Origin of the sequence: Duganella sacchari (assembly GCF_900143065.1) — a bacterium.
Taxonomy (GTDB): Bacteria; Pseudomonadota; Gammaproteobacteria; order Burkholderiales; family Burkholderiaceae_D; genus Rugamonas; species Rugamonas sacchari.
The window spans coordinates 84,691-98,562 of sequence record NZ_FRCX01000003.1; the positions used below are offsets into that span (position 1 = coordinate 84,691).

General features: G+C 47.8%; 11 protein-coding genes and 1 pseudogene. 4 read left to right on the plus strand and 8 right to left on the minus strand.

Annotation, left to right across the window (positions count from 1 at the left end):
- Positions 1-93: 93 nt before the first annotated feature.
- Positions 94-362: pseudogene (locus BUA36_RS06805) on the minus strand (transposase); the annotation flags it as partial.
- A 173-nt stretch (positions 363-535) separates the two neighbouring features.
- Between BUA36_RS06805 and BUA36_RS06810 the strand changes: the two are divergent.
- A complete protein-coding gene (locus BUA36_RS06810) occupies positions 536-1,096 on the plus strand; it encodes a hypothetical protein (RefSeq protein ID WP_072782802.1) in 561 nt (186 codons plus the stop codon).
- A 424-nt stretch (positions 1,097-1,520) separates the two neighbouring features.
- On the opposite strand, the gene BUA36_RS06815 is transcribed toward BUA36_RS06810, so the two are convergent.
- Positions 1,521-1,766, minus strand: coding sequence for a helix-turn-helix domain-containing protein (locus tag BUA36_RS06815; protein ID WP_072782804.1), 246 nt, complete (start codon positions 1,764-1,766; stop codon positions 1,521-1,523).
- Positions 1,767-1,964: 198 nt separating this feature from the next.
- Here BUA36_RS06815 and BUA36_RS30195 point away from each other — a divergent pair, with 198 nt between their 5' ends.
- Positions 1,965-2,396, plus strand: a complete 432-nt coding sequence (locus BUA36_RS30195) for a hypothetical protein (protein ID WP_139260394.1) — start codon at positions 1,965-1,967, stop codon at positions 2,394-2,396.
- A gap of 255 nt (positions 2,397-2,651) precedes the next feature.
- Here BUA36_RS30195 and BUA36_RS06820 read toward each other — a convergent pair whose 3' ends face one another.
- Genes BUA36_RS06820 through BUA36_RS06830 form a run of 4 tightly spaced genes read right to left on the minus strand, consistent with a single transcriptional unit; the run spans position 2,652 to position 8,069 of the window.
- The gene (locus tag BUA36_RS06820) at positions 2,652-3,107 is read right to left on the minus strand and encodes a hypothetical protein (protein ID WP_072782806.1); all 456 of its coding nucleotides are present in this window, start codon (positions 3,105-3,107) and stop codon (positions 2,652-2,654) included.
- Positions 3,107-5,248: a hypothetical protein gene (locus BUA36_RS30200; RefSeq protein ID WP_139260396.1), complete on the minus strand. Its 2,142-nt coding sequence runs from the start codon at positions 5,246-5,248 to the stop codon at positions 3,107-3,109. Before BUA36_RS30200 ends, BUA36_RS06820 begins: the two co-directional genes overlap by 1 nt.
- Positions 5,245-6,795 carry a site-specific integrase gene (locus tag BUA36_RS06825; protein ID WP_139260398.1) on the minus strand — a complete coding sequence of 517 codons (1,551 nt, stop codon included), beginning with the start codon at positions 6,793-6,795 and terminating at the stop codon, positions 5,245-5,247. The genes BUA36_RS30200 and BUA36_RS06825 overlap by 4 nt, the downstream gene beginning before the upstream one ends.
- A complete protein-coding gene (locus BUA36_RS06830; protein ID WP_072782808.1) occupies positions 6,795-8,069 on the minus strand; it encodes a site-specific integrase in 1,275 nt (424 codons plus the stop codon). Before BUA36_RS06830 ends, BUA36_RS06825 begins: the two co-directional genes overlap by 1 nt.
- A 120-nt stretch (positions 8,070-8,189) precedes the next feature.
- Between BUA36_RS06830 and ettA the strand changes: the two genes are divergently transcribed.
- Both ettA and BUA36_RS06840 read left to right on the plus strand, forming a co-directional pair.
- Positions 8,190-9,857 (plus strand): energy-dependent translational throttle protein EttA, encoded by a 1,668-nt coding sequence (gene ettA, locus BUA36_RS06835; RefSeq protein WP_072782810.1) that lies wholly within the window; start codon positions 8,190-8,192, stop codon positions 9,855-9,857.
- A 169-nt stretch (positions 9,858-10,026) separates the two neighbouring features.
- Positions 10,027-12,321, plus strand: a complete 2,295-nt coding sequence (locus BUA36_RS06840; RefSeq protein ID WP_084560040.1) for a GGDEF domain-containing protein — start codon at positions 10,027-10,029, stop codon at positions 12,319-12,321.
- A 93-nt stretch (positions 12,322-12,414) separates the two neighbouring features.
- Here BUA36_RS06840 and BUA36_RS06845 read toward each other — a convergent pair whose 3' ends face one another.
- Together BUA36_RS06845 and BUA36_RS06850 are read right to left on the minus strand one after the other, a co-directional pair.
- A complete protein-coding gene (locus tag BUA36_RS06845) occupies positions 12,415-13,020 on the minus strand; it encodes an outer membrane beta-barrel protein (protein WP_072782814.1) in 606 nt (201 codons plus the stop codon).
- A 226-nt stretch (positions 13,021-13,246) separates the two neighbouring features.
- The gene (locus tag BUA36_RS06850) at positions 13,247-13,843 is read right to left on the minus strand and encodes an alpha-ketoglutarate-dependent dioxygenase AlkB family protein (RefSeq protein WP_072782816.1); all 597 of its coding nucleotides are present in this window, start codon (positions 13,841-13,843) and stop codon (positions 13,247-13,249) included.
- Positions 13,844-13,872: the final 29 nt, after the last annotated feature.

A 13,872-nucleotide genomic window follows, 5' to 3' on the forward strand; every position in this document is an offset into this window, starting at 1 on the left:
TCCTTTTTCATGAACTCCACGGTGCCGAGTTTTGAATTGTATCCACTTAAGGTTAGGTTACCAAGTTGGTGGGCACAGCGCTGGCATATAACGGGGAAAGCTTTGACGTCCTGGATCGTCGTAGATCGCGTCTTCGACGCCTTCGTCCGACAGACCGAAGCACTGCTGGGCAATGTACATGCGCAGAATGCGCTCCAGACCAATCGCGGGCGACCACGGCCATAGCCCTTCGGGTAATACGGCAAGATCGCCGCCACCAGCGCCGGCCAAGGCGTAGCGGCTTCGATCTCGGCCAGGAAGCGGTCGCGCCGCGTCAGCTTCTTTTTGCTGGCGTACTCAGCATCGGAAAAGCTCGACTGCATGCTCAGATCTCGCTGTTACGAAACAGATATTGTGGCACCTTGCTGCCGAGCTGAGGGCATTGGCCAGCGATTAAACCAGCACTTCCCTAGACTGTTCTATGCCAGAGGTATTGAGTACTATTGGGGCAACTACATAAGGAAAGCGATCCCGTTTTCGTTACTCGTCCAACTCCATGAGAAATCCATCCCTAAGTACGCGTCAGTTAGCCGATCAATTGCTGTTTCCTGGGCCGTTCGATGGGGGACTGAATTCCGGTGTGTTTGTTCAAGTGTCTTCCAACGAAGAGTCCATTAAATTTTTTGGTGATTTGGCTCCGATGCTAGAAGCCGGCGGGATGCTTGTGGTCGTGATCGATGCGCCGAATCTCATGTTCGAAGACGGGCTACGGCGACTCGCTCAACTGCTTCGCACAAGATGTGAGATCAAATGTGCCCCTGTAAGTGGGACAGACGAATTAACGCTGGCGGATGCCCTAGCAAACATCATGCAAATTCAGTCATGTACAGTGGTTTTGCTCCTTGGCAGCGCACAACGACTACCAGCCGAACCGGGAGAGCGAGTTATGAAAGCCATAAAGGCGGCTAGAGATTGTGTAAATCTCGAGCCAAATTCCACGGGAAGATTGTTGCTTGTGGCAACCTGGATTCTTCCTGCAAATCCAAGCCAATACGTTGAGAATCCCCACAGCGCCTTCTATGGCGCAACTGCCGTAAATTTGGAGAACATCAAATAAACAGTTGGAAGCCTAAAGGAACAGCTATCGCAAGGCTTTTGAAGGATTGAGCAAGGCAGTGCGAAAAATTGAGGTAATTTGGACAGTGGCTACGACGTCCCGCTCATAGCAGATATTCAGGAGTTGAAGGTGCAATCAAAACGCTAAGTCGCTGCGGGACACCATTGATGGACCTCAGGCATATTCGATTGTCCCCCGCCCATATCGCTAAGCCGTCGGGCTGTATGCACATGCACAAAATCACGATCGCTTCGATGACAAAATCCACCTCGTCCATCACAGGACTGGCAACTCCGAAGGCCTGACTGTATATAGCTCGTCGTAAATGGTACCGGTGATAACCACGTGGGGGCCGCTCGTACACGCGGAGGTGAGATGCGTCTATTTTCACACTATTTGAGGCACCCGGGTGCAGCCCAAAAAATTAATTCGGAATTAGCAACTTATAGGTCTCCACCTTGAACGCAATAGCGATCTTCTCAACGTTATCGATTGAAATATTTCGAGCCTGCCGCTCGACGTGGGCTATGAACGTGCGGTGTAGCCCTGCTTCGAACGCCAGCATTTCCTGAGACCAGCCCCGCTGTTCACGAAATTTAACAATATTTCTCGCCATCACAGCACGAGCGGTGAAAGTATTAAGTGGACTGTTCGGCGAGGTAGGAGACATTTGTGCTCAGTGTCACAAAATGTCGCTTTTAAGTCAGCCGCGTTTACGTCACAATTGCGATTTGCGCGCTTCTTGACCCCTAAACTTAACAGGGCGAGCGTCGCTCAGGGAGACCTTGCGCCCCCTATTCGTAGCCTCTGGCGACGCCAACTTGGCGAGCCAAGTGAAGTCTTTCAACGCACATTAATCGGAAATTGAATGCTGAAACATTACTTAGTTGCATCGACTGATGACTCCATAATACATTGGGAACCAAAACTCGTAGCGGCAGAATCATCTGAAGATGCACTACAAAAATATCTTCGCGTAATCTATTCTAAAGACGAGGTGTTTAGGGAGTCTGTTTTGGACCTTACAATAAATTTCGGTTTTGTGAGTCGATTTATTTTAGAAACTCCAGAGGAGCATCGTCACTACAATAAGAAAGGATCGGTTATAACTAAAATGTCAACCGTCCACCAGCGGGTTAGAAAGTTCTTCGCAACCGAATATTCTTTCGCGGAAAGATTTCTACAATACATGAAGACGCAAAACCCTACTCTGATCGATAATGATATGTATGCGTATATCGCTGCTACGGAACCTGAAGGTTTGATAGCAGTAGATTTAGAATCAATCGAACGCATTTGATACGATCTGCTGGCATAGTTCAATCATTCGACATAGCATAAATAGCTGGCGCTCTGGGTAGCAGCGCCTATCAACGGTACTGTGCATATGGCAGTATCTTATATAAACCGACGATACAATAAAATATTCTGGATAGATTGGTAGGAGACATTTACATTGTAAATACAATTATCCACAATAACAGTGACAGCAATTCTATTATTTCTCTGCATATCGTAAAATTTAACTAGAAAAATTCTTTATATTCAAGTCAAATCATTCTTTATTTTTTGCAGAATTCTTTGCTGAACGATCTCGGCGCACCTCAGGCAATGGCTGATTCATGAAATCACGCATGCGTACATCCATTTGCTTTAGGTAACCGTTATAGACCCAGAGATTAAATTGCTCTAGCAAATTATTGTTTTCCCGTTTGAGCCGTTCGTTTTCAGCCTCGAGATGAACAATGCGCTGAAGTTCTGGGGTAGTTGGGTTGATTTCCTTGAGAGTTCGTCCAGCTAAGTCTCGCTTACGTGCCGCAAATGCATCCTTGATCCGCATGTGATTGTGCAAAGCTTGACGAGTGTACTCTGCACGCAAACGCAGTGTGATCTGTTTTATCAATAACTCCCAGGTAAGCTTGGGAGATGACCATGCATCGAGTATCGCTACAATCTGCATAATGGTATTGTCATCGAGATTTCTTGCACGATTATATCGTTGCGAATGCATTAGCGGACTACCTTACCTTGTTGGCCCATATTCGCTAGATGTGCATGTACATCTTCGAGCGAGGTTATTGCCAGATTGGTTGATGTGCTTAGCCACCGACGCTCTTCTTCAGCCAAAGCCAAGCGAGATGATGGGCTTACGCCGCTCAACTGGATCACTGAGCCGACCGGCACGTTCGGATCATCGAGTATGGCGACTAGTTCATTCAGTCGATTCAGGGTCTTTGTCTGATACTGGAACCATTCCGCTGCACCCAGCACTTCCTCAGAAAATGCCTTTCTTGCATTTTCTTGCAAAAGCGCTGTTTCGACTTGGGCACTACGAAGATTTGCCTCAGCCCTTAGATCCCCCTTCACACAAACCTCCTCGTTGCAGTTTATGCAGTCCTGATGCACCGGACATGGTGTTTGTGCATAATCGTGAACACAATATCCGAACTCGGTTGTATGAGCAGTGATAATTTTAATACTGGCATATTCCTCCCTTCTAATAAATATGCGATTATCGATGTTTGAAAATGGCCCAACCGATAGCGTGGGATCGCCAACTGCATTACGCAACTTTGCAATTACATCACGATCAGACTGGTGATTGTAAATAGAGTTTTGCCGCACATTCTCACGCCCCGACCACGTGGCAATTTCCTGTTCGCTCAGCGTTCCAGATTGGCGTGCAAGTGTGTTAAGGTAGTGACGAAGCATATGTGTGGATAGGCTTAGGAAATCGCCATTCGTTTCTCTGTAGCCTCGCTTCTCGAAAATAGACTTCGAGCATGTTACGGTTTTCAAGGATCGTCGAAGGATTTTGTAATTAATACGATCGAAGCAGCAATTCGATGGAACTGTAGTGGAATCAAACTCCGATACTCGCGCAAGGCAAAGAGCCTCGCTATAACGCATTTCCCTCTCGGCGTCCATAAATGGAAAACCGTCTGGTAATTCCTTCAGCACTGCCTGCTCTAAGTCCGCAAACGCTACAGTGGTTCCTTTCCCACGTATAGAAATACGATTTACTTGATGAGCGTCCAGCCATTTAAGTATTCGACCGCTTTGCACGCGCGAAATTATATTCAATTTTCCACTAAATAAGATTGCGAAAATCTCATGCTGATCGATTCGATCACGACTGCGAAGTGACTTTAACTCCGGTGAAAGATATATCTTATCCGGATTTTCTTCGTACCATAAAGCAAGTATCCGGGCCGGTGCGCTTAACTTGCGTAGATTCGCAACCGCACGCACCGCTATTTCGCGCATCGATGGGATCACAGTCTTCACCATTGGTTTCGCCCCCTTAGCGGGGAACCATCTTAGTCCTGTCCCTACCTCGCCACTATCAGGGTCTGTCCAATCGGGCGTCACAATGTCTAGTGGAGCGTACAGCATCTCAACTGCGCGATCCGGTGAGCACAACATCAATGCGCATATAGATGAAGCGAAAATCGCATTTGGATCATCAGTGCTGGAATTAAAAATTTCTGCCAGCGCTTGAAGTGCTAAAGGCGACGGCATTTTTTTCTGTCTGTCAAAGTCGAATTGTTCACCTACTCGATTACGTATTTGCCGAGGAGAGTGAATGGGTGGCGTCCATAAACTAGGTGCGGCCAACAACCCGAGTTCGACCGAAGCTCGGTAAATTAGGTTCAGATTCCAAGCTATTTGGCACGCCGTATTATGAGAAAGATCTTTGATAGAAAGAGCCATCGCTCGATTCATCACCTCTGGCGAAATAACCGTAGGACAGCTGCATTCATTTACCTCATACAAGGCTGCTTCGACGTAACGAAATGCATCGAGCCGATAAGGAAGAGCTGCGGGTTTTTCCCAGCGGTGCAAGTGAATAAGCAACGCTTTAGCGTAGGATCGGAAAGGTTCTCGCATCAGAAGTGCATCCGGAACATCTGAAGGCTTTCCCTTGCCCTTGCGGTGTCCTCTGGCATCGAACCCTAATTGAGCGAAATAAACAAATTTTCTATCCCCGCCTTTAACGTCTAGGCCGGCTATGCTCCATGCCTCATGCTCAAAACGATTGTCATTGACTCCTAAAGGATTTCCAGATACACGCATCAGGTGAATGAAGTCATTTAGATTTGCCTCGGCATCCAAAGTAGAGCGGGGAACGAATCGAACTATATTATTCATTCTCCAGCCCCATCCATGATTTGACGGCAGCGAAGGATGACTTGCGCACACCCAAGGATGGCCCGATCGTTGATCGCCGCAATTCTCGGGTCAGCGGTAGCCATTAAATGCTCACGTCTTGCTAGCATATATTGCAACGCAACTTCGTGAGGACCATTCAGCCATGGTTCGAAATCGTGACAGCCCCCATAACAAGCAATGGGGCGCGCAAACCCGCAGTGAGCGTGGCTTCCGCAACTACCCATGCTCTGGCCGCTTTGATCGACGCGCAGGTCAATGATGCGACTTGCTGGTCCTGGACGTGTAGCACCATTTTCCCCATCAATAATCTTTCCACCGAATGCCATGGCTAACGGGGCCATGTCCATAGCGATCTTACGGCTGAACGCAGCACGTATTCGTGTGGTCAAACCGACGTATACCTTCACGTGCCGTGTATCCGAATGGTCCATCAATTCGGCAAGCACCAGAATTGGCCATCCCTCTTCTGCAGCTCGCGTCGCAAATGTACGCCGAAAACGTAGAGGACTTACTGTCATGGGCTTGCCGTCCAACCGCTCTGACGGAACCCGCAGTGAATTAATAACTGTCATGACTCGCTGGGATAGAACAGATGATGTTTGATGAAATTCCAGTCCTTCGCAGTTCGCACTTTCCAAATGCTTCCACTGTGGAAACAGCGGTGCTTGAGCTGGATCAGCTAATAGGCCAACAAACTTAATTCGAATAGTGTCCACGTACGCCGCCAGTGGCTTACCAAGCTGAACAACAAGTTTTCGTTCTTTGAATTCGCCTCTGTATAGATGCCCCGACTGCTTAGCACGCGGAACACGCAAAATATAATCACCGTCCGCAGTCAATGGTAAAATCAGATCGCAACATTTTAGTGATGCGAGCTGAGTCGGACGGACTCCGAGTGACATCAACAGATAACATAATAGTATTTTTTCGGTGCTTATTTTATTGCGTGCATAAGCGGCGTTAAGTGCAGACTGAATCGCCTCAAATTCAAGATCGGTTAATGGACCATTATTGGGATCGAGTGTCGCCACAGCTACACCAACAGGACTTTGTTTAAGTGTTAAACCCGTTAAATAGCTTTCGATCTCTTTATCAAGGCCTGGCGCACCTAACTTGCACCATCTCTTAAGGAAACCGCGGTTAACTGATAGAAGATACGCGGCTTTGTCCGATGACATTTTGAAGTCCGAGATGTCGTCCCGCATAACGCATCGAATAGGAGGCGGGCGATTCGCCGTTAAAAAACGAGTGATCGCTAAAAATCCTTCAAAGTGCCTTATTGCGGTCTCTGCTGCTCTATTTTCGAAATACCAGATCAGAGTCTTTTTCAGCCCAATCAGCACCGTTAAAGCCACATCAGGTAGTAGCTGAAAATTTACGGAAATATTTGAACTGCCATCGCGAAAAGCCCATAACGAAGTATTCGGATCGAACTCGATGCCACTGCGCGTCTTTGCGATCTTGGGCAATGACTGAGTTGCTCGATCAAAGATAAATTGATCTACAGCATTTTCTTTGGATTCCACTATGAGATGTCCGGGATGTTGAGTTTTTCTTGCAGCGCCAATGCGGCTTCGGCGGCTCTTTCTTGCGAGAATCGTTTGGTATAGCGACGAGGAGAGTCTGAAGTCTCACTCCAGCCACCAAGCTGCGTCAAAATATTGTTAATTTCCACATCGCTCTTATTCGCCCTACTGAGGTCTTCCGCTAGATTGTCAAAAAATGTGTGTCGCAAGACATGTGGTGAGATTTTTTCAGAAAAATACTCATTCAGCGTACTAAAAATTCTATTTAATTCTGATTTACTCATAGGCGCGCCACTATTCGTCACTATCAGAAAATCATGTTTTCCACGAACTAATTCATGGCGCACCATTAAATATGCTTTCAACAGTACATGCAAGGGATAGGATACGGGTAAAACCCGGTCGCGCGTTTTTGTGTTCGGCTCATTTAATCTCGGATCGTCCTCATCGTCTGGTCTACGCAAGATCAACACTTCTCTTGTCTGAGAATTAAAATCCCCAACGCGAAGTCCCAGAAGTTCGCCACGCCGCACTCCAAGGGCCAAAATTGCAAAAACAATGAACTGATTTCTCAAACGGATACCTTTCCCCGTCCAAGGATTTTGTAGATCCGTCGGCGCGATGATGCGCAAGAGCCGTTCTTGCGTTTGGCGCCCGAGCCCCATTCGTCTTCCTTCATTTGCACGTTCGGTCACTGCGGGAGTTTTGTTCTGCAGTTCATCGTCGATAAGGTTGCGCAACGCTAATAAATTCGCCTTTTTTTCGTTTTCAGCACGCGCAATGACGTTGTTGACGCGCCATTTCAAGTACTCACGAATATAGCCCAACCTGATGGCTGTGGTGCCCGCGCTGACACTTCCGCCTCGGGGACGCTTCGCCCGTGCCATACGAAATTTCTCAAGCGAACTGACTTTGTTCACTTTCTGATCGTTTAAATCAACGTCGTCCTCAAGATATTTCACGCTAGCTGCCACAGTCTGCCTACACATTTTTGAGATAGCTTCTACCTCAGCTAGGGAGAGAATATTTCCTGTACGAAGGCGCTCACTAAGGTTAACCTTGCGAAATTGGAGGGCGAGATATAAGACGGCCACACTTCGTAGGGCTTGGGCAATGGTTTCACTCGCAAGATTTTTGTTCCGCAGAGAACTAACCACCCACAAAGTCGCATCAAAGTCAGGGAGTCCAGTGGCCCGGACAACCAAGACAGGAAGACGTTCCCCATCCGCCATGCGAACTAGCTTCACCAAAAAAGGAGCGGCTTGTTGACTCATTTGTGAGGTACCTAATAATGAAATTATTGCAACTTCAAAAAATTTCGACCCAAAAATAGAATTCCTTTAAAATCAGTAGATTACGCCTTTTTTATTTACGTTTCCAGAAAGATCAACTTAATGGCAAATTACGTCTATACCATGAACCGCGTGGGCAAAATCGTCCCACCGAAGCGCCAGATCCTGAAAGATATTTCGCTGTCCTTCTTCCCGGGCGCAAAGATCGGCGTGCTGGGCCTGAACGGCTCCGGTAAGTCGACCTTGCTGAAAATCATGGCAGGCATCGATACCGACATCCAGGGCGAAGCACGCCCGATGCCAGGCCTGAACATCGGTTACCTGCCGCAGGAACCGCAGCTGGACCCGGAAAAAACCGTGCGCCAGGAAGTGGAATCGGGCTTGGGCGAAGCATTTGAAGCGCAAGCCAAACTGGACGCGGTGTACGCCGCCTATGCCGAAGAAGATGCCGACTTCGATGCGCTGGCCGCCGAACAGGCGCGCCTGGAAGCGATCATCTCGTCGTCGGATGGCGGCAACCTGAACCTGCAGCTGGAAATGGCCGCCGATGCGCTGCGCCTGCCACCATGGGACGCCAAGATCGGCGTGCTGTCCGGCGGTGAAAAACGCCGCGTGGCACTGTGCAAGCTGCTGCTGTCCAAGCCGGACATGCTGCTGCTGGACGAACCAACCAATCACCTGGATGCCGAGTCGGTCGAATGGCTGGAGCAATTCCTGCTGCGCTTCCCGGGTACCGTGGTCGGCATCACCCACGATCGCTACTTCCTGGACAACGCCGCCGAGTGGATTCTGGAACTGGACCGTGGCCATGGCATTCCATGGAAGGGCAACTACTCGTCGTGGCTGGACCAGAAGCAGGACCGCCTGAAGCAGGAAGAGGCCACCGAGTCGGCCCGCCAGCGCGCACTGCAAAAAGAACTGGAATGGTCGCGTCAGAATCCGAAAGCGCGCCAGGCCAAATCCAAAGCCCGTCTGGCCCGCTTCAATGAACTGAGCGAATACGAATACCAGAAACGTAACGAAACCCAGGAGATCTTCATTCCTGTGGCCGAGCGTCTGGGTAACGAAGTTATCGAATTCAAGAACGTGTCGAAAGGCTTTGGCGACCGCCTGCTGCTGGACAATGTGTCCTTCACGATTCCGCCGGGCGCCATCGTCGGCATCATCGGCCCGAACGGCGCCGGTAAATCGACGCTGTTCAAGATGATTGCCGGCATCGACCAGCCGGACAGCGGCGAAGTGGTGATCGGCAAGACCGCGAAAATTTCGCTGGTGGACCAGAGCCGCGACAAGCTGTCCGATGCCAAGACCGTGTTTGAAGACGTATCGGGCGGCGCCGACGTACTGAGCGTGGGCCGCTTTGAAATGCCATCGCGCGCCTACCTGGGCCGCTTCAACTTCAAAGGCGGCGACCAGCAGAAGATCGTTGGCAACCTGTCCGGTGGTGAGCGCGGCCGCCTGCACCTGGCCAAGACCCTGCTCAAGGGCGGCAACGTGCTGCTGCTCGATGAACCGTCAAACGATCTGGACGTGGAAACCCTGCGCGCGCTTGAAGATGCGCTGCTGGAGTTTGCCGGTTCGGTCATGGTGATCTCCCACGATCGCTGGTTCCTGGACCGTATCGCTACCCACATCCTGGCCTTCGAAGGCAACTCGCAAGTCACCTTCTTCGACGGTAACTACCAGGAATATGAAGCCGACAAGAAGAAACGTCTGGGTGAAGAAGGCGCCAAGCCGAAGCGTATCCGCTACAAGCCACTGACCAACTAAGTCACTTAGACGCTCACACACAAACCCGAAAGCTGGCAACGGCTTTCGGGTTTTTATTTCATCATTTCCGGAAGGGAACCAAAATTGTAAAAAATCATGATAATCTTACGTACGTAAGATTATCATGATCAATAAAACTGAAATTTCGCAACTCTATTAAATAAAAATTATGAAGTTAGAAAAACTACGCTTAGTTCGCGAAGAGTTACAAGACGAATTTTATCAAGAAGACATCACCTCTTCAATTTTTTATTATTTTAATAAAAGATGGATAGAACTCGATAAAACTTCTACTTTATCAAAAACTGTTCATAATAATCTGGAGCTAAGCAAATTAGAACCGGTTGCGCTGCGTCGAAAAGGAAGTAAAAATATCTGGGTTTCTTGCTCAGAAATTGAATGTTGCATTGCTTTGTATTTTTCAAATAGTGCTCCAAAAGTACTAGAAGTATATAGACGCAGGATTAACAATGTAGTAAAAAGAGCATCAAATGCTTATAAAGTTTCTCACAATCAATTAACCCAACTTCTTGCAAGGGACTCCTTTCGAGAGAAACTTCATAAGGCACTTACGTCAATTTCTCATGCTGACCTTACTAGTGAAGAAGAGCAAGAAGGTAATCTGAATAAAATTCTTGCTGTGTTTGCATTAGATATAGATCATTTTAAGCAAATAAATGATACTTATGGTCACCTTTATGGTGATCAAGTACTTAAAACATTTGCTATTAGACTTGAAAGAGCTGCTGACAATATAGCACTCGAGCTATCCGATAATATTGAAATATCGATTGGCCATCCTTCAGGCGAAGAATTTTTGATCTTGGTACAAGGTTATATATCTAAAGATACTATTATTAAAATAGCAAATCAATTTCGATTGGAAATATCGGACTCGCCCTTGCCTTCTGATAAAGAATGGGAAGATTTAAGTAAGCGAGAAAATTTATCGCCAATTATTCTTCCACAATTACATGAAAGAAATGTCACTACCAGTGTAGGCTTAGCTTTTTATGCTTTATCGCAAGAGGGAGAGATTACTCAAGATGAAATTACCTCTATTTTAGACCGCGCTGATACAGCACTATATAGAGCAAAATCAGGTGGGCGAAATCAAGTTATTTCATTTGATGATATTCTTAGCAACTGTGGTCGAGTATTAGAACATGATATAGCCGCTCGTGTAATTGCTATTGATATTGGAAAAAATGTAGGTGTTTCAATCGGACAGGAATTCAAAGTATTCTCCACAAGTTATAGTGGAAAAAAAGGATTCATGATAAATGACGGCCGCACGTCTAGGACAATTGGAAATTATCCTCGAATTGAAATAACAACTATAACCGTATTTAATGTACAACCAGAGGTTTCATTTGCCTATATTTCTGATATAAAAGAAAAAGAATCATCTGTAACAATAGAAAAGGGGGCTTTATTAGAGCTAATCCCTACAGGAAGTATTGCTCACCTACTAACTGGTAGATCAAAATATTTTCCTGATGCAATGGAGCATATCAAAGTAGGTGATTTATCGGCTCTGCAAAATTTTATTGATAAATATGCAACAAGTAAAAATAGTACTTTTTCTATTGTTTTTAGATTTTCAGCTGAACAAGAATATTTTAAGCGATATGGAAGTGCAGCGTTGAATTCAGCTCTTGCTAGACTGTATCGAGAAGTTCAAGCGATCTTTCCAGTTGAGTCTATAGTTAGAATTTTGGATACCAGTTCAATTTGCGTAGTTGGATTTGAAAATAATTATAAAGAAAATAGCGTAGCCGATCTTATTAAAGAATTGGATACTCAGCTACCCGAATTACGTCTAGTAGCTGGAATATTTGGGCAAACCGATGTGAAGCGAGAAGAAAAATCGAACTACGGTAAGCTAGACATAATGCATTCAATCGATTTTGCACGCTATGCCGCGTCCGATTATGTAAAAAGAGAAAACTCCAAACTGATTCGTTTTGGACATATAGTTGCACAGAATATTCTTAGAGCACTTTTCGATTTAAAGTCTACAACTCAAGGCATCGCTGACTTTGAGAAATTGAGCTCGCTTGGAGTGAGTAGTGCCGAATTTATAAATCTTGGTGGACTACTGTATAGAGCAAAAAATAACTCAAAACATGCGGCAGATCTTTATGAGATTGCGGTAAAAAAGAACCCAGCGGCCATCACTTATAAAACCAACTTTGGCTTAGCAACTTACTTTTCATCGCAGACTGACCGTGGTTTAACTCTATTGGCATCTCTCACTAATGAGGAACTACAAGTTGCGTTAGAAAAATATCCATATGGATTCCTCGGTTACACAGCGCTTCTCGCTAAAGCAAAAATTTCCGAGTCAACGTTATTTGATGCCGAGCGATTTTCCTGGATGGCAGTCGCGGCGATAAAGTTGGAGAAATATAACAGACACGGAATGATTCAAATCATTCAGTCTGCATTAGCTATGCAATGAAGTAGAACTATAGTTAAGTTTGCCACATAAACACAAAGCAAAAAGGCCAGACTCTGCATCAAGCAGAGTCCGGCCTTCAAGACTAAGCAGAACTTAGAAGTTGTAGCGCAGGCCAGCAGTGATGGCGCCGGCTTTACGGCCAACATCGGTACCGCTCTTGCCGTAGTTTTCATACTCCAGCGAGACCTTGACGTTTTTGTTGATGGCGTACTCGCCACCCACCGATGCGTACAACTTGGTTTTGTTCTCGTCGCCGAGACCATTGGCAGCGGCGATGCCGGTCTGCGTCACTTCATTGTGGTTACGCGCCACACCCAGTTTGCCGAACACGGAGAAGTCCTGCGCCACTGGCCAGGTGCCTTTACCGGCCAGGTAGTACGAGTGTGCATCAGTGCTCACGCCGCCAGGCAGGCCGCCTGCGGTGTAGTTGTAGCTGCGCTTGCCGAAGTCGGTGTAGCCAGCTTCCACTGCCCAGGTGCTGTCGATGTTGTAGCCACCGTAGATTTTGCCAGCGGCCTTGGTGCCGGTACGGCTGTCGCTGCTGACGGAACCGCCAGCGCCCATGTCGTAACGGCTGCCCACGACACCCACACCAACGTAACCGGTGCCGGCTGCATCCTGGGTGTTGCTTTGTGCGAAGGCGGAAGTACCACTCAGAGCGGCGGCGGAAGCGACTAATGCAAACAGAATTTTTTTCATGATGTTGATCTTTCAGCAAAAAGTTGTTCAGGACTTGCTTGGGATCGCAGTTGCTTTGAATTGCGATGTGTCCAAGATAGCACTCCAACCAACATCTGTGGCCACCGAATTAGTAATAAGTGTGACGAGATGTAAGCCAAACGATCATTGGCAAATTTCAAGATGCGCCAAACTTAAAGTAAGCTTAAAAGAACAACTGTTCCGTTAACGGTTTGCCAATCCTGCGCTATAAAATCAGGCGGAAGGTCAGGTTGATGCGCGGCCCGCGTGGCGTGCGCTCCTTGTTAATCCCGTGCAGCCAGTGCTTTTGTAACGCGCCAGCCATCAGCAACAGGCAGCCATCGCCAAGCGCCAGCTGCACTTTCTTCGGCAAGTGACGGTGTTTGAGGATGAAGGTCCGCGGTGCGCCAAAGCTGACCGACGCAATCGCCGGTTCGGGCCCCAGTTCGCGCTCGTCGTCGGCGTGGAAGCCCATGCTGTCGCGCTCATCGCGGTAGTAATTGAGCAGCACGCTGTTAAAGCGCCGGCCCGTGACACGTTCAACGGTCTGTTTGATATGCAATTGCAGCGCCGTGAATGGCTGCGGGTGAAAGGTTTTGCCCGAGTAGCGGTAACTGGCCTCGCCATGCCAGGCCGACAGGCGCGGCTGCTTGTGCAGCTTGCCCCAGACCTGGATTTCCTCCTCGCGCCAGCCGGTTTCGGCCAGCAGGCGACGCATTACCTCGTCCGGCGCCAGGTCTAGCGGCAGGCGCTGCTGGAACCACAGTTCGCCATCGTCAATCGGCATGGGCGTGAGGCGGGTGTCGTCGGCAAATAAGTCCATGCGCGGTATGATAACGGCACTACGATTTC